The following is a 16,144-nucleotide window of genomic DNA, read 5'->3' on the forward strand; positions in this document are numbered from 1 at the left end:
TGCGGGCGGTTCCAGCCCTGGAGAGAGCAGCAATGAGCGACGGGTTCGTGGCGTTGTACATCTTCATGCTGGCGGCGATCGCCGGCCACGTGATCATTTCGCGGGTGCCGGTGATCCTGCACACGCCGTTGATGTCCGGTTCAAACTTCATCCACGGCATCGTGCTGATCGGTGCCATGGTGGTGCTCGGCCACGCCGATACCACGCTGGAGAAGGCCATCGGCTTCATCGCCGTGGCCCTGGGCGCGGGCAATGCCGCCGGTGGCTATGTGGTCACCGAGCGCATGCTGGAAATGTTCAAGAGTTCCAAGAAGCCGGACGGGAAGGGCCGGTGACCGGGCCATCGCCATCCCGCCGGTTCGACGCCCGGCAGGTGTTCCAGTGGCTGAGCTACCTGCAGTACCCGGCCATGCTGGTTGCGCTGTACTACGTCGCTTCGCCGTTCTTCACGGGCCTGGGCGGGCTGCTGGAGGCGCTGAACAACGCGCTGTTGTACGCCGGCGTGGGCATCGGCATGTCCTCGTTGCAGGATCCGACCCGTACCCAGAACGAAGTCTCGCGCAAGGTCTGGGAAGACCCGCGCAAGGGCTACTGGATGCTGTGGCTGCTGACCGTGCAGGCGTTGCTGCCGATCCTTCTCGGGTTGGCGGGTACCGCGTTGGCCGCGTCGACGGCGCTGTCGCAGTTGTCGCTGGGGCTGGTGGCGTTCGGGCTGGGCATGATCGGCCTGCTGAAGACGGCCATCGAGATGCGGGAACACCACCGCCGTGATCGGCGGGTTGCCGCTCAAGACACAACGGTTCTGGAGAAGGCTGCATGAGCATGACGGTGCTGGTGAAGGTGAGTTACCTGGTGGCTGCGACGCTGTTCCTGCTCGGCCTGCAGCGCATGGCCTCGCCCAGGACCGCGCGCAGCGGCATCCACTGGGCCGGAGCGGGCATGTTGATCGCCACTGCCGCCACCTTCCTGCTGCCGGGGCTGCACAACCTGGGCCTGATCGCGGTAGCGCTGTTGCTGGGCACCGGCCTGGCCTGGGTGTCGGCCAAGAAGGTGGCCATCACCGACATGCCGCAGATGGTGGCGCTGTACAACGGCATGGGCGGCGGCTCGGCGGCGGCCATCGGCGCGGTTGAACTGCTGCGTTTTTCCGATGTTGCTGGTCGCGACACCAGCCACTGGAGTGCCGAGGCCATCGCCGCGCTTGCCGCACGACAGCCGTCGGCGACGGTGCTGGCGCTGGCGGTGATCGGTTCGGCGATCGGCGCGGTATCGCTGTCGGGCTCGATCATTGCCTGGGCCAAGCTGGACGGCCGGCTGGACAAGCGCGTCACCTTCCCCGGCCAGCAGGCGTTCAACCTGTTGATGGCGGTGGCGATGGTGGGGCTGGGCGCGTGGGCGGCGGTGAGCCTGCAGCCGGTGGCGATCATCAGCTTCTTCGTGGTGGCGCTGGCGCTGGGCGTGCTGATGACCTTGCCGATCGGCGGTGCCGACATGCCGGTGGTGATCTCGCTGTACAACGCCTTCACCGGCCTGGCGGTGGCTTTCGAGGGCTACGTGCTCGGCAACGAGGCATTGATCATCGCCGGCATGATGGTCGGCGCGGCCGGCATCCTGCTGACCCGGTTGATGGCCAAGGCGATGAACCGGCCGATCAGTGGCGTGCTGTTCTCCAACTTTGGTGGCGGCGGCCAGGGCGCGGAGATCAGCGGCAGCCAGAAGCCGATCGAAGCGGCCGACGTGGCGGCGATGATGGCCTTCGCCGAGCGCGTGGTGATCGTGCCCGGCTACGGCATGGCGGTGGCGCAGGCCCAGCACAAGATCTGGGAACTGGCGCAGCGGCTGACCGAGCGCGGGGTGAAGGTGAAGTTCGCCATCCACCCGGTGGCCGGACGCATGCCCGGGCACATGAACGTGCTGTTGGCCGAGGCCGGCGTGCCCTACGACCTGATCGCCGACATGGACGACATCAACCCCGAGTTCGCCACCACCGACGTCTCGCTGGTGATCGGTGCCAACGACGTGGTCAACCCGGTGGCCAAGACCGATCCCAGCAGCCCGATCTACGGTATGCCGATCCTGGACGTGGTCAATTCGAAGAACACCATCGTCATCAAGCGCGGCAAGGGCACCGGCTTTGCCGGCATCGAAAACGCGCTGTTCTACGCCGACAACACGCGCATGCTGTACGGCGACGGTGCCGAAGCGGCAAGCGCGCTGGTCAGTGAGTTGAAGGCGCTCGACGGCGGGCACTGAGCCCGCCATTTCATCATCCGGAACATTGGCCGTCGATCCAGCGCGCATGGCGGTGGTGAGGCAGCGTGCCCGCGTCAAGGCGCCAGGGCAGGTGCCCGTTGGTCGGCAGATGCCGCATCCGCGCAGGATGGTGGTCGGGCGGTTTGCAGCGGGCCGGCGCCTTGGCGGCGTCGCGCTTCGGACGTGGTGCAACCGAAGGCATGCTTGAACGCCCGGCAGAACGCGCTCTCGCTCTCGAAGCCGAGCGATTCGGCAATCTCGCAGACGGAGAGTCCGGTGCCCTGGACCAGCTCCCACGCACGTTGCTGGCGCAGGCGGATGGCGTACTCGCTCGGCGTTTCGCCGAACACCTCGCGGTAGACGCGGATCAGGTGCGTGGGCGAGTAGTTGGCGATCGCCGCCAGTCGCGAAAGATCCAGCCGGTCGTCGACGTTGCAGCGGATCAGGTGCTGCACCTTGAGCAGGCGCAGCAGCGTCTGGTGCCGGCGCGCGGCGGTACGCCCGCTGCAGCGTTCCAGTTCGCCCTGCAGTGCCTGCTGCTGCTCGATGAGGGCGTCGTGCAGCTGCATGAACGCATCGGCTACCTCGGGGGTATCGGCGTCGGTCGGGAACCAGCGCGTGCGCGTGAGGTGCACGATCGGGCGGGCGAGGGCGTGCGGACAGGGTTCCTGGCGTGGGATCAACGCACTGCCCGGCAGCGGGCCGGGGTGTGCTTGGCGCCACGTCTGCAGCGGGGCGGTGATGCACATCCAGCGCGCATGGCTGCGGCTGTGATGCCGCAGCCCGCCCTCCAGCCAGACCTGCACGTGGCGCGAAGGCAGCAGCCAGGGCGTGTCATTGCTGGAGAGCTCGAGTTCGCCATGCAGAATGGCCGTTACGCTTACCCAGCCTGCCGGCACCTGCAGGCGTGTCCCGCGTCCTGAACTGGCGACAACATGCACGCTGTCGCTGGGACCGGAAGGCAGGCTCATGGCCTGCGATCCGTGGAGCTGGTGGTGCCGGATCTTCACTGCGCCTCCACCGTCGGGAGTCCCGACCGTGTCGTGGATGGATGGCTTCAACGTGAAAAGCAGCGCTGCTGGGAATGCCCTTGCGTGTTTCTGCCCGCGACATCAATCGGGTGTAGCGTATGACCAAATCGCAGGAAAAAAAATAGCCCGGACGAGCCGGGCAGATCCGGTTTTTTTGGCCCTGCTTTCCCCATTACGCCGGGGGCTGAGGAAGGTCTCGCCTGGGAGAGAGTTGCCAGGAGGCCGGATGGCCCATGCTGAACTCGCAGGCGCAAGCCGCGCGTGCATGGGTTTGCAGCTTGATTTGCATTTATTGCGATTCCGCGTCGAGCGTTGTGATGATTTCCCATGCAACTTCCAGGGGCGATGACAGGTGCGCGATCTCTACGAGCAGGCGTTGGCGTTGTGGCATGACGGCCAGTGCGCACAGTCCGAAGCATTGGCTCGACGGTTGGTACAGGTGGCGCCGGCATTCGCGCCCGGCCTGGCGCTGTTGGCGACGTTCCATCTCCAGCATGGCCAGGCCAGGCATGCCCGGCCGCTGCTCGAACACGCGTTGCGCCTGCAGCCGGACCTGGTCGAGGCCTGGATCAATCTCGGCAACGCCTGCCTGGAACTGGATGACATCGACGCGGCCGTGCAGGCATTCGAGAACGCGCGCCGCCAGGGCGCGGAGGGAGTGGCCTACCTGCTCGGGCATGGGCTGGCCTGCCTCGGCAAGGGCGGGTTCGCCCCTGCGCGCCAGTTGCTTGTGCAGGCGTATGCGCTGGAACCGGAGGCGGCGGACGTACGCCTGGCCTACGCACGCTGCCTGGTCGAGTTCGAACGCTTTGACGACGCGGCGCAGGTGCTGGCGGGGCTGGAAGCCGGCCACCTGGGCGGGCAGCAGCGCAAGGCATTGGCGTGGCTGCAGATGCAGTGCGGCCAGGACGAGGCGGCGTTGGCGCTGTACATCGGGTTGATCGGGCAGATGCCGGAGGATGCGGAACCGCGTATCCAGCTGGCGCTGTTGCTGGAACGGCTCAACCGCGTGGACGAGGCGGCGCAGGTGTTGGCCGGTCTGCCACCACCGGCGTCGGATGACGGGCGGGCGATGCTGGCACTGGCGTCGGCACGGATCGCGCGACGCAGCGGGCAGCCGCGCACGGCGGCCGCGCTAGCGCAGGCCGCATTGCCGTCCGGGGCCGACCCGGCCATGCGCGCCCAGCTCTGGTTCGAGATGGCGAAGGACCATGATCAGGAAGGCGACGCGGCTGCTGCGATCCATGCGCTCGAACACGCGCACGCACAGGCTCGCCTTGCGTTCCAGGCACGCTGGCCGGAAACGGTATTGCCGGCCGTGCTGGGCTGGCTGGACCAGCGCCGGCGGCACGCGCCGGCCGTGGCGGTCGATGCAGGCAAGCGGCAGGGGCCGCCCGATCCGGTGTTCCTGGTGGGGTTCCCGCGTTCCGGTACGACGTTGCTGGAGCGCATGCTCGATGCGCACAGCGCGCTGGACGTGCTCGATGAGCGGCCAGCGCTGGAAGTGATGATCGAGAACCTGCGCAGGCGCGATGGCTGGCGTGACGCGGCACTGGATGCATCGCTGGATGGTCTTCCCGGCGCCGCGGTGGACCAGGCGCGCGCCGACTATTGGCAACAGGTCCATCGCCACCTCGTGCCGCAGGGGCGGCTGGTGGACAAGTACCCACTGACGATGACGCGGCTGCCGTACGTGGCCCGTCTATTTCCGCAGGCCGATTGGCTGCTGCTGTTGCGCCACCCCTGTGATTGCGTGCTCAGCTGCCACATGCAGGCATTCGGCTTGAACGGCGGCGCGCTGGCCTTCGAATCGCTGGCGTCCACGGCGCACACCTACGTCCGGGTGATGGAATGGTGGCATGCGCAGCGCGAATGGGTGCCGGCGCGCGTGCATGTGCTGCGCTACGAGGATCTGGTGCAGGCCAGGGCGCAGCATCTGGAGGCGCTGATGGGCTTCCTGTCGCTGCCGATGCAGGCCGCGCAGCTGCAGTCGCACCATGCCGCGGCGCAGCGCAGCCGGCGCATCAACACACCCAGCTATTCGCAGGTGATCGAGCCGGTGAATGCCAACGCGGTGGGCCGTTGGAAGCGCTACCGCGCCTTCTTTGGCGATGCCGTGCTGGCCGAACTGGAGCCGTGGGCAATACGGTACGGCTACACGATGGAGTGACGCTGCGGGAAGCGCAGGTAGGTCGACAGGATGTACTTGTCCTGGTCCGGCGACGGTTGGCCCTGGTGGGCGTACATCCAGTACGGCGGAAACATCAGCAGGCGGCCGGCACGCGGGGCCACGCCGGTGTGCAGGCCGGGAAACCAGGTCTGGCCGCCGTGCCCGACGTCGTTGAGGTACCACAGGAACACCAGGTAGCGGTCGCAGACCTCGTTGATGGCATCGAAGTGTGTCTGGAACTTCTCATCGCCACCGGCGCGGTAGCGCTTGAGGATGAGCGGGCTGAGCAGGGGGCTGTCGGGGAGGGCCAGTGGCAGCCCGACGTCGGCGTTGTAGCGCTGCAGCGACTGGCTGATCAGCTGCCGGAAGAAGGCCAGGAACGGCGCATCGGAGAGCCGGCTGATGTCCAGCTCGGTCCAGGCGCTTTGTTCGAGCCCGACGCGCACGCCACGCCCGTTGCGTTGCTGGAAGCGGCCCAATGCGTTGAACGACGCGATCAACTTGCCGCACATCTCCGCTGGCAGGCTGTCATCGTAGGTGCGGATGTAGTGGCGAAGGTCGCCGCCGTGTCCTTCCGCCGCGGCCGGGGCCGCGGCGGAAGGGGTGGTGACGGCTGCGGGATCAGAAGCGGGCTGTCCAGCGCATCCAGTAGTAACGTCCGATTGCATCGTAGGTCCGCATGTCCGTCGAGGCGTTGAAGCCAGAATAGATCAACGGCGGCTGACGGTCAGTAAGGTTGCGCACGCCGATCTGGATCGAACTGTTGTTCAGGTCCTCGAAGCGGTAGCCGATCTGCAGGTCGGTCTGGGTGAAGGACGGCACCCGGCGCCTGGCCACGTAGCCGGGCTCGGTGACATCGGCCACGTCCGGTGCTTCGTACACGTGGTGTACGTAGCGGGTGGTGAGGCTGGCACTGAGGTTGCCGCGCGACCAGCTGATGTCGTTGAGTGCACGCCAGCGGGCCATGTTGCCGAAGCCCGAGGAGGCGTTGTCGACGAACGTGCCGGCCAGGCCGGTGCTGCCCGGAATGCCCGGGAAAGCGCCGACGTTGCTGCTCGGGTCGCCGGACAGCAGTTGCACGTCGTACTGGGCCAGGTAGGTGGTATCCAGGTTCCAGCTGAACTTGCCCCATGCGCTTTCCGGGAACAGGTAGCGGAAGCCGATGTCCATGCCCGCGGTCTTCAGCGTGCCGAAGTTGCCGGTGACGTTGGTCATCTGCGCCACGTCACCGGCATCGTCGCGGACGAAGGTGTCGCAGAAGCGGCCGAAGTTGAAGCACTGGTTGAGCAGCACGTTCTCCGGCAGGTTGGTGATGAACTGGTCCAGCTTCACGCGCCAGTAGTCGGCGGTGATGCTGAAGCCTTCCAGCCAGCTCGGGCTGTAGACGAAGCCGTAGGTGAGCACGTCGCCTTCTTCCGGGAGCAGGTCCGGGTTGGCCACCTGGAAGGAGGTGACCTGGTTGTTGCTCTGCCGGAACGAGCCGTCGGTGGGGACGCCGGTACAGGCGTTGGGGTTGCCGCCGGTGTAGCCGTTGCAGGGGTCGGTGTAGGTGCTGGCGCTGGGCACGGTGGGGGCGTACAGGTCACCGATGGTCGGGGCGCGGAACACGTCGGCATAGGTGGCGCGGATCAGCAGGTCGGCGAACGGCTTCCATTCCATGCCGATCTTGGAATTGGTGGTGCCGCCGAAGTTGGAGTAGTCCGAGTAACGCGTGCCGAGCGAGACGTTGAGCTTCTCGGCGAACGGCGCATCGGCCAGCAGGGGGATCAGTGCTTCGGCGTAGATCTCGTTGACGTCGAACTTGCCGTTGATGTCGCCGAACGTACAGGCTTCCTGGGTGATCAGGCAGACCGTCTCGCCCGGCGGGATGATGGTCAGGAAATCACTGCTGGAGCTGGCCGATTCCTCGCGGCGTTCCACGCCCACCGCCAGCGAGACGGCGCCGGCCGGCAACTGGAACAGGTCGCCGGTGACGTTGGCATTGAAGACCTTCAGGTCGTTCTCGCTGCTGCTGTGGATGGTCGGGTTGATCAGCTCCAGCGCGGCCAGCTGGGCCTGGCCGGCGGCGGTGCTCGGGTCCGGCGGCGGGCCAAGGAAGTTGACCGGCAGGCAGCCGGCGATGGCGGTGGCCGGGTCGCCGGGCGTGCGCACGCAGATCGGGTTGCCGGTGGCCGGGTCGACCATCGAGGGGCCCAGTGCGTCGGTCAGACCCGGGCTGTACAGGTAGCCGCGGACCGCGGTGGTCTGCGGGGTGCGGCCGTAGCCATAGGAGGCGTCCCAGCTCCAGCTGCTGTCGCCGAAGGCACCGCGCAGGCCGGCGGTGATCTGGTAGGTCTCGGTTTCAAAGCGGGTGGTGCGGGTCGGGATGAAGTCACGCAGGCGCAGGCGTGCGTCGGTGATGTCCACGCCGAACGGGTTGTACATGCTGTCCGCGCTGATCGGCACGTTGTCCACCGCCGCGCGGCCGTCGAACGGCAGCGGCGCGATGAAGAACGAGGATTCGGTGCGCAGCCACGAACCCAGCAGGAAGCCCTCGATGTTGTCGGTGAGCTGGTAGTTGCCGCTCATGAACAGCGAGGTGCGCTCCTGTGGGGTCAGGTTGAGGTTGCCGTCGGCCTGGAAGTTGTAGACGTCGGTGGCCGCGTTGAAGCAGCGGAAGTCCGATTGCGACGTGCCCGGGCGGCCATCGATGCGGGTCAGGGTGACGTTGTCGCCAGTGCCGCAGTTCGGGTCGCTCAGGTCCACGCCGCCGGCGGCGGTGCGCGGCACCACGTAGCGGCCGGTCAGGATGCGGCTGGTGCCGCCGATGCCCTTTTCGCCGGCATACAGCTGGTAAGGCTGGCTGGAGTAGGTGCGGTCGGCGGCGCTGACCGAGTCTTCCTTGTCATAGCTGGCGCCGAGCATCAGCCGGCCCTTGTCGCCATGCATGCCGAAGGTGGCGTCGAAACGCTGGGTATCGGCGTCACCGCGCGAGGAAATGCCATAGAAGGCGCTGGCTTCCAGTCCCTGGAAGTCCTTGCGCAGGATGAAGTTGACCACGCCGCCGATGGCGTCGGAGCCGTAGATCGCCGAGGCGCCGTCCTTGAGCACTTCCACGCGTTCGATCAGCGCCATCGGGATGGAGTTCACGTCCACCGCGCCGTTGGCGTTGGAGATGGTGCCGATCCAGCGCTTGCCGTCGACCAGCACCAGCGAGCGGTTCACGCCCAGGCCGCGCAGGTCCACGGTCGCCGCGCCGGCACCGCCACCGTTGTTGACCTGGGGGTTGGTGGCCGCACCGGCAATGGCCGGCGTGCGTTGCAGGAACTCACCGACCGTGGCCGCACCGGAGCTTTCGATGTTCTGGCGGTCGATCGTGAAGACGGGGCTGGAGGTCTCCAGGTCGGCGCGCTTGATGCGCGAGCCGGTGACCTGGATGCGGTCCAGGTTGGTGGCTTCCTCCTTGGGCGGTGTGTCCTGGGCCAGGACGCTGCCTGCGGCCCCCAATGCGAGGGCGGCGGTGGAAAGGGGGAGCAGTGCACTACGTACGGCCTGACTCAGGGGCTTGATGCTCACGGGCAACTCCGCTTGGCTGGTGCGGGGGAGCCTTGAAATTACGAATTATTAACTCCAACAAATGTGCGTCTCCGGCAGGGAACCATGTGCCGGAACTGACATTTTGTCTCGCAGTGTCTGAAACATTGCGAGATCGTGGCGTCACATGGCGTGCGCGCAGGCAAGGTCGGCCCCCGCAACGACCTGCCGTCGGCGGCGTCGGGCATGTCGGCAGGGGTATGGAGGAGGGGGATACTACGGCGAGCAGGAGTTGCCGGCCGCGGGTCTCAGCGGGCCATGCGCCAGCCGACCACCAGGGCGATCAGCAGCCAGATACCCTCGGCCAGGCCGTTGGCCATGGACAGCAGGGTCCAGGCCAGATGGGGCCCCATGCGCAACGCAGATTCCCACGGAGTGAGCCCCATCGGCCCGCCCATGTAGGCCGAGGCGATCAGCCAGTTGGTGGCTGCGGCGATCAGCACGGTGGCCGCCAGGGTGATCAGGACCCGCGCCCGGCCGCCGGGCAAACCGCCAAGACGCAGCATCCACGCGGCTTCCAGCGCGGCGACGATCGCCATCCAGCCGGCCTGGGTGCCCAGCGACAGGGCAACCAGCAGCCACAATACGGTCAGGGTGATGCTTCCCAGCAGCAGCAACAGCGGCCAAAGCCAGTGGTGGACGGCGCGCGCCGACGAGGAAACGGAGGACATGAGCATTCCCGGACAGGTCCCGCAGCATAGCCCTTCAGCGGGCGACGCGCCCAGTCGGATAAAATGGCCGTCTTGCGGGTAGCGACCGCGTCCCCATATCGATCCACATGTATTCCCGTAGCAGCGAACCCGTCCATTTCGAACGTGATTGCCCGGCCGTGATGGTGCCGCAGGGCGACAGCGTGACCCTGCCCGCCGGCAGCTATGGCTACATCACCCAGGCGCTGGGTGGCAGCTATACCGTGTTTGTCGAAGGCAACCTGTTCCGCATCGCCGGCAAGGACGGCGACGCGATCGGTAAGGAGCCGCCGCCGGGGCTGGAACTGCCGGACGACGCCGGCGACGAGGATGTCGAAAAGCTGGTCTGGCAGCAGCTGCGCACCTGCTTCGACCCCGAGATCCCGTTCAACATCGTTGACCTGGGGCTCATCTACGAGGTGGACCTCAGGCACCTGGACGACGGCCAGCGCGAGGTGGACGTCAAGATGACGCTGACCGCGCCGGGCTGCGGCATGGGCGAGATCCTGGTCGACGACGTGCGCAGCAAGCTGGAAATGATCCCGACGGTGGCCCAGGCCGACGTCGAGCTGGTGTTCGACCCGCCGTGGGGGCGTCACATGATGTCCGAGGCGGCCCGTCTGGAAACTGGCATGCTGTAACGGCTGGCCTGCGTGCCTGCGGTACCGGCATTTCCCGTACCGCAGCTGCCGCCGGCCGGACGCGTTGGAACCGGTGACCCCCCCGCGCCGGCGTTGTGTCCCATCCCGCAATCTGGAAGGAATCATCCGGTGTCCCAGTCTTCCCCGAGTTTTGCCGTCACCCGTTCGGACCATCCGCGCAGCGCAGAAGAGCGCGCCAAGATCCTGGAAAAGCCGGGCTTCGGCCTGTACTTCACCGACCACATGGTGGCCGTACGCTGGGACAAGGACACCGGCTGGCACGATGCGGCGGTCACGCCGTACGGCCCGATCTCGCTGGACCCGGCCGCAGCGGTGCTGCACTACGGCCAGGAGATCTTCGAAGGCATCAAGGCCTACCGCCACGCCGACGGCTCGATCTGGACCTTCCGTCCGGAAGCCAACGGTGCGCGCCTGCAGCGCTCGGCACGTCGCCTGGCGCTGCCGGAGCTGCCGGTGGAAATCTTCGTCGAGTCACTCAAGCAGATCACCGCGGTCGACAAGGACTGGGTGTCCGACGCGGACGAGGCCAGCCTGTACTTCCGTCCGTTCATGATCGGCGACGAGGCCTTCCTCGGCGTGCGCGGCGCGCACAAGGCCACCTACTACGTGATCGCCAGCCCGGCCGGCCCGTACTTCGCCAAGGGCGTGGCGCCGGTGGCGATCTGGCTGTCCACCGATTACGCCCGCGCCGCCAAGGGCGGTACCGGCGCGGCCAAGTGCGGTGGCAACTACGCTGCCTCGCTGCTGCCGCAACAGCAGGCGCAGGCGCAGGGCTGCTCCCAGGTGCTGTTCCTGGACCCGGTCGAGGGCAAGTACCTTGAAGAGCTGGGCGGCATGAACGTGTTCCTGGTCTACGGCAAGACCAACACGCTGGTCACCCCGGCACTGTCGGGCAGCATCCTGGAAGGCATCACCCGCGAGTCGATCCTGCAGTTGGCGCGCGACCGCGGCATGACCGTGGAAGAGCGCAAGGTGTCCATCGACGAGTGGAAGCAGGGCGTGACCTCCGGCGAGATCACCGAAGTGTTCGCCTGCGGTACCGCCGCGGTCATCACCCCGATCGGCCAGCTCAAGGGCGAAGGCTTCTCGGTGGGTGACCTGGCCGCCCCGGCCGGCGAGGTGACCATGTCGCTGCGCAAGGAACTGACCGACATCCAGTACGGCCGCTTGCCGGACCGCCACGGCTGGTTGGTGCGCCTGGCCTGATCCGCCACGGCGTGACCGATCCCAACCCGCCCGGGCCCTGTGCCCGGGCGGGTTTTTCATTGCCAGAATCTGAGAACTACATCGCATTTGTTTTGTGAAACAGCGACTTATGGCAGTGGCGGAAGCGATGGTTTCGCCTGCAACCCTCTTGGCAGGGGTTTATCCGGCGTTTACTCTCGGCCGACGGATCGGTTACAGGGGACTGGTTCGGGTAGTCCTACCCGGGCAATACACGCTTCCCCACCGATGTCTGGAGCCCGGGCAGGACCTTGGCCGCGCAACGCGGCATCCTCTTGCAGAAGGGCTCATCAATGTCACGCAAATCAGACCGTAGGCTTGGCCGTGGGTTGGTTGTAGCAGGCACGGTGTCGTTGTCCTCCCTGTTGTTGTGTACGCCGGCCTTCGCCGGTGATGTCCACCTGGCCGGCTTGGACAGCGCGCCCACGCACCAGCGCTTCATCGTCAAGTACAAGCAGGACAGCCGGCAGCTTGCCGGCGAGGCCGCCCTGCAGCGGACCCTGGGGTCGGCGGCGCGTGCGCTGCCGGTGCGTGCCGGCAAGGGCGTGGGCGTGCAGCACCTGCGCCGGCTGGCGGTGGGGGCGGACGTGATCCGCGCCGATGCCCAGCTTGACCGTGCCGACGCCGAGACGCTGATGCGCAAGCTCGCCGCCGACCCGAACGTGGAATACGTGGAGGTCGATCGTCTCAACACGGTCCGCCTGACGCCCAATGACACGCGCTACAGCGAGCAGTGGGGCTACTCCGGCACCTACGGCATCAAGGCCAACCAGGCCTGGGACGTGACCAACGGGGCCGGCTCGGTGGTGGCGGTGCTCGACACCGGCATCACCAACCACAGCGACCTCAACGCCAACCTGCTGCCCGGCTACGACTTCATCAACGACACCAGCGTTTCCAACGACGGTGACGGCCGCGACAGCGACCCCAGCGACCCGGGCGACTGGGTCAGCGCCAACCAGTGCGGTGGCATCCATGCCGCGCAGGGGTCGAGCTGGCACGGGACCCACGTCGCCGGCACCATCGCGGCGGTGACCAACAATGCCAAGGGCGTGGCCGGCGTGGCCTACGGCGCCAAGATCGTGCCGGTGCGCGTGCTCGGCACCTGCGGCGGCTATGACTCGGACATCGCCGATGCCATCGTCTGGGCCTCGGGTGGCACCGTGTCCGGCGTGCCGGCCAATGCCAACCCGGCCGAGGTGATCAATCTCAGCCTCGGCGGCTCCGGTGCCTGCGGCACCACCACCCAGAACGCGATCAACAGCGCGGTCGGCCGTGGCACCACCCTGGTCATCGCCGCCGGCAACGACAACGTCAACGTGTCCAACGCCTCGCCGGCCAACTGCAACAACGTCATCGCGGTGGCCTCGATCACCAGCACCGGCGCGCGTTCGAGCTTCTCCAACTACGGGGCGCTGATCGACATCGCCGCGCCGGGTTCGAACATCCTGTCCACGCTCAACACCGGCAGCACCACGCCGGGCACGGAAACCTACGCGGCCTACAACGGCACCTCGATGGCCACCCCGCACGTGGCTGGCGTGGTGGCGCTGATCCAGGCGGTGGCCACCACGCCGAAGACGCCGGCCCAGGTGGAGGCGCTGATCAAGGCCAACGTGACCGCGTTCCCGTCGACCCCGTCGCAGTCCATCGGCCCGGGCATCCTCAATGCCAAGGCGGTGGTGGATGCGGTCAATGGCGGGACCACGCCGAACCCGGGTGGCACGGTGCTTGGCAACGGCGTGCCGTTGACCGGCCAGTCCGGCGCCGCCGGCAGCAGCCAGTACTACACCGTGCAGGTACCTGCCGGTGCCAGCAACCTGGTGATCGCCAGCTCCGGTGGCAGTGGAGATGCCGACCTGTACGTGCGTGCCGGCAGCCAGCCGACCACCTCCACCTACGATTGCCGGCCGTACAAGAGCGGCAATGCGGAAAGCTGCACGTTCGCCACGCCCACGGCTGGTACCTACCACGTGATGCTCAACGCCTACGCGGCCTATTCGGGGGTGACCCTGCAGGCCAGCTGGAGCGCCGGCGGCGGAGCCGGGGGTGCGCAGACCTACAGCAACGCCACGGCGGTGAACATCGTCGACAACGCCACGGTGGAAAGCGCGATCAGCGTGTCCGGGCGCAGCGGCAATGCGCCCGCATCGACGCCGGTGGCGGTGGACATCAGCCACACCTGGAAGGGGGACCTGAAGGTGGACCTGGTGGCGCCGGACGGCAGCGTGTACGTGCTGAGCAACTACGCCGGCGGCAGCGCCGACGACATCAAGCAGACCTTCAACGTGAACCTGTCCAGCGAAGCCCTCAACGGCACCTGGAAGCTGCGGGTGAACGACAAGGCCAGTGGTGATACCGGCAGGATCAACCGCTGGTCGATCACGTTCTGATCCGGCGGCAACGACGGCGCCCTCGGTGGCGCCGTCCTCAACGCGCATGAGGTAACGGCCCCGGCACCGCCGGGGCCGTTTTTACGCGTCGGGCGTGCAGCGATGCTGGTGCGAGGGCTCAGTCTTCGCAGACATCGACCAGGGAGGCCTGCAGGAAACGCACGGCAGCGTCGGGCGCGATGTCCAGCAGCAGCCCGCGTTGTCCGGCATTGATGTACAGGCGCTCGTGCAGCCGCGCGTCCTGGGCGAACACCACCCCGGCCGGGCGCTGCTGGGCGAACGGGCTGATGCCGCCCACCTTGTAGCCGCTGCGCCGTTCGGCCTCGGGGATGTCCATCATCTGTGCATGCTTGCCCCCGCAACAGGCGGCAAGCTTCTTCAGCGACAGCCGGCGGTCGCTGGGGATCACCGCGATCACCGGTTGCTTGTCCACCCACGCCATCAACGTCTTGAACATGCGCGCCGGGTCGATGCCCAGCGCCTGCGCCGCCGCCAGGCCCTTGCTGTCGACGTCGGCCGAGTAATCGTAGGCGTGCAGCCCATGGACGATGCCGGCCTTGTCCAGTGCCGCGGTGGCGCGGGTGCCCTTGGCCATCAGACGGCTTCGAAGCGGTTCGCGTCCACGTTCTTGCGGACCTTGGTCGGGTCCCAGATACGGCCATTCATGGCGATGTAGACGCCGGGCGGCAGCGACTGCACCGCACCGATCGCGCATCCGATGTTGAACTCGGCATCGGAGCCGCGGAACCGCGCCGGGCTGAGTGCGCCGGTCATCACGATGGTCTTGTCGGCGATGGTCTGCAGCACCTTGCCGGTGGCCACCATCGAATCGGTGCCATGGGTGACCAGCACGTGGCGGGTGGGCTGGGCGGCGATGGTGGCGCGGATCAGCTCGCGGTCATCGTCGGTGATGTGCAGCGAGTCCTTGCGCAGGATCGGGATCACGTTGAAGCGGAAGGTCACGCCGAGCTCGCGCAGGATCATGCCGATCTGCGGGTCGCCGATCTGGTAATCGGACTTGTCGTCGAAGTAGATCTTGTCGATGGTGCCGCCGGTGGTGACGACCAGGAGTTCTTCCATCATTGCGGTAAATCCTTGCGGTGACTGCCAGCGGCGCCATGCCGCGATGCTGCGCATGATAATCCAAGCCGCCACCCGGGCAGGGCCCGGTGCCAGCGGCTATCGCGGTGTCTTCCGCGCGAACCGCGCGCGTACCCCGGGCACGCTCACCAGCCCGATCACCAGCAGCGACAGGCCGATCTCCAGCCAGGCGTACAACGCGAGCTCGCGGTGCGCCCAGGCGCTCATCACGCCATGGCTGAACCAGAACAGGGCCAGTACACCGGCCCAGAAACGGGCACCGGCGCGCCGGGCGATGACACCGGCCAGCAGGAGCAGCGGCGGGGCCACGAACACCAGCAGCACCGCGACCAGATGACGGTCGGCCCGGAACCACACGCCGTACAGGGCCGCCAGCGCCAGCAGCGCCAGGCCCAGGACCCCGTCGCGCGCCCGCGCCTTCATGGCGCGGCCAACCGCCGCGCGATGTCGGCCACGCGCCGGCCCAGCACGCGGGCCAGGTGGGCTTCGTCATCGCTGGGCTGCGGGTCGTCCTGTGCACCGGCGACGTGGCTGGCGCCGTAGGGCGTGCCACCGGTGGTGGTATGGCTGAGCGCCGGTTCGGTGAACGGGATGCCGACGATCAGGCAACCGTGGTGCAGCAGTGGCACCTGCATCGACAGCAGCGTCGATTCCTGGCCGCCGTGCATCGAGGCGGTGGAGGTGAACACCGCCGCCGGCTTGCCGGCCAGCGTACCGTTCACCCATTCCGCGCCCAGGCCATCGAGGAAGTGCTTGACCGGCGCGGCCATGTTGCCGAACCGGGTGGGGCTGCCGAGCACGATGCCATCGCATTCGGCCAGGTCGGCGATCTCCACGTAGGGCGCGCCGTCCTCGGGCACCGGCGGGGCGCTGGTCTGGGTGACGGCGGCCACCGGCGGCACCGTGCGCAGTCGGGCGCTCATGCCGGGCACCTCGCCGATACCACGGGCGATCTGCCGGGCCAGCCGGGCCACCGAACCGCCGCGGCTGTAGTACAGCACCAGAATTTCCGCCATCACACCATCCATTCATCACGCAGGAGTCCGCA

At 67.3% G+C, this 16,144-nt stretch carries 14 protein-coding genes and 2 pseudogenes; 8 read left to right on the forward strand and 8 right to left on the reverse strand.

The window, feature by feature from the left end; translation table 11 throughout:
* Positions 1-32: 32 nt before the first annotated feature.
* Genes AC06FE_RS19080 through AC06FE_RS19090 form a run of 3 tightly spaced genes read left to right on the forward strand, consistent with a single transcriptional unit; the run spans position 33 to position 2,253 of the window.
* Positions 33-335 (forward strand): NAD(P) transhydrogenase subunit alpha part 2, encoded by a 303-nt coding sequence (locus AC06FE_RS19080; RefSeq protein ID WP_132864909.1) that lies wholly within the window; start codon positions 33-35, stop codon positions 333-335.
* Positions 332-820: a hypothetical protein gene (locus AC06FE_RS19085; RefSeq protein WP_132864908.1), complete on the forward strand. Its 489-nt coding sequence runs from the start codon at positions 332-334 to the stop codon at positions 818-820. The genes AC06FE_RS19080 and AC06FE_RS19085 overlap by 4 nt, the downstream gene beginning before the upstream one ends.
* Positions 817-2,253 carry an NAD(P)(+) transhydrogenase (Re/Si-specific) subunit beta gene (locus AC06FE_RS19090; protein WP_478073949.1) on the forward strand — a complete coding sequence of 479 codons (1,437 nt, stop codon included), beginning with the start codon at positions 817-819 and terminating at the stop codon, positions 2,251-2,253. The genes AC06FE_RS19085 and AC06FE_RS19090 overlap by 4 nt, the downstream gene beginning before the upstream one ends.
* Positions 2,254-2,327: 74 nt before the next feature.
* On the opposite strand, the gene AC06FE_RS19095 is transcribed toward AC06FE_RS19090, so the two are convergent.
* Positions 2,328-3,224, reverse strand: coding sequence for a helix-turn-helix domain-containing protein (locus AC06FE_RS19095; RefSeq protein ID WP_478073950.1), 897 nt, complete (start codon positions 3,222-3,224; stop codon positions 2,328-2,330).
* 412 nt (positions 3,225-3,636) lie between these two features.
* Here AC06FE_RS19095 and AC06FE_RS19100 point away from each other — a divergent pair, with 412 nt between their 5' ends.
* Positions 3,637-5,454: a tetratricopeptide repeat-containing sulfotransferase family protein gene (locus AC06FE_RS19100; protein ID WP_478073951.1), complete on the forward strand. Its 1,818-nt coding sequence runs from the start codon at positions 3,637-3,639 to the stop codon at positions 5,452-5,454.
* On the opposite strand, the gene AC06FE_RS19105 is transcribed toward AC06FE_RS19100, so the two are convergent.
* The 3 genes from AC06FE_RS19105 to AC06FE_RS19115 form a co-directional block, all read right to left on the reverse strand.
* A complete protein-coding gene (locus AC06FE_RS19105; protein WP_478073952.1) occupies positions 5,439-5,966 on the reverse strand; it encodes a 2OG-Fe(II) oxygenase in 528 nt (175 codons plus the stop codon). The genes AC06FE_RS19100 and AC06FE_RS19105 overlap by 16 nt on opposite strands.
* 109 nt (positions 5,967-6,075) lie before the next feature.
* The gene (locus AC06FE_RS19110; RefSeq protein ID WP_192286616.1) at positions 6,076-9,009 is read right to left on the reverse strand and encodes a TonB-dependent receptor domain-containing protein; all 2,934 of its coding nucleotides are present in this window, start codon (positions 9,007-9,009) and stop codon (positions 6,076-6,078) included.
* 266 nt (positions 9,010-9,275) lie between these two features.
* Positions 9,276-9,698 (reverse strand): hypothetical protein, encoded by a 423-nt coding sequence (locus tag AC06FE_RS19115; protein WP_132864901.1) that lies wholly within the window; start codon positions 9,696-9,698, stop codon positions 9,276-9,278.
* A 107-nt stretch (positions 9,699-9,805) separates the two neighbouring features.
* On the opposite strand from AC06FE_RS19115, the gene sufT reads away from it, so the two are divergent.
* The 4 genes and pseudogenes from sufT to AC06FE_RS19135 all read left to right on the forward strand — a co-directional run.
* On the forward strand, positions 9,806-10,357 hold the full coding sequence (gene sufT, locus AC06FE_RS19120) for a putative Fe-S cluster assembly protein SufT (protein ID WP_132864900.1): 552 nt from the start codon (positions 9,806-9,808) through the stop codon (positions 10,355-10,357).
* A gap of 129 nt (positions 10,358-10,486) precedes the next feature.
* Positions 10,487-11,584 carry a branched-chain amino acid aminotransferase gene (locus tag AC06FE_RS19125; RefSeq protein ID WP_132864899.1) on the forward strand — a complete coding sequence of 366 codons (1,098 nt, stop codon included), beginning with the start codon at positions 10,487-10,489 and terminating at the stop codon, positions 11,582-11,584.
* Positions 11,585-11,895: 311 nt separating this feature from the next.
* Positions 11,896-13,629: pseudogene (locus tag AC06FE_RS19130) on the forward strand (S8 family peptidase); the annotation flags it as partial.
* A 144-nt stretch (positions 13,630-13,773) separates the two neighbouring features.
* A pseudogene (locus tag AC06FE_RS19135) lies at positions 13,774-13,995 on the forward strand (proprotein convertase P-domain-containing protein); the annotation flags it as partial.
* A 118-nt stretch (positions 13,996-14,113) separates the two neighbouring features.
* Here AC06FE_RS19135 and ybaK read toward each other — a convergent pair.
* The 4 genes from ybaK to wrbA all read right to left on the reverse strand — a co-directional run bounded on the left by ybaK (position 14,114) and on the right by wrbA (position 16,112).
* Positions 14,114-14,590, reverse strand: coding sequence for a Cys-tRNA(Pro) deacylase (gene ybaK / locus AC06FE_RS19140; protein WP_478073953.1), 477 nt, complete (start codon positions 14,588-14,590; stop codon positions 14,114-14,116).
* Positions 14,590-15,075, reverse strand: a complete 486-nt coding sequence (locus AC06FE_RS19145; protein WP_132866171.1) for an asparaginase domain-containing protein — start codon at positions 15,073-15,075, stop codon at positions 14,590-14,592. The genes ybaK and AC06FE_RS19145 overlap by 1 nt, the downstream gene beginning before the upstream one ends.
* Before the next feature lie 99 nt (positions 15,076-15,174).
* Positions 15,175-15,519, reverse strand: a complete 345-nt coding sequence (locus tag AC06FE_RS19150; RefSeq protein WP_446541865.1) for a DUF2069 domain-containing protein — start codon at positions 15,517-15,519, stop codon at positions 15,175-15,177.
* A complete protein-coding gene (wrbA, locus tag AC06FE_RS19155) occupies positions 15,516-16,112 on the reverse strand; it encodes an NAD(P)H:quinone oxidoreductase (protein WP_192286613.1) in 597 nt (198 codons plus the stop codon). Before wrbA ends, AC06FE_RS19150 begins: the two co-directional genes overlap by 4 nt.
* Between the last annotated feature and the right edge of the window lie 32 nt (positions 16,113-16,144).

This window comes from Stenotrophomonas sp. Steno-C18 (assembly GCF_056393195.1).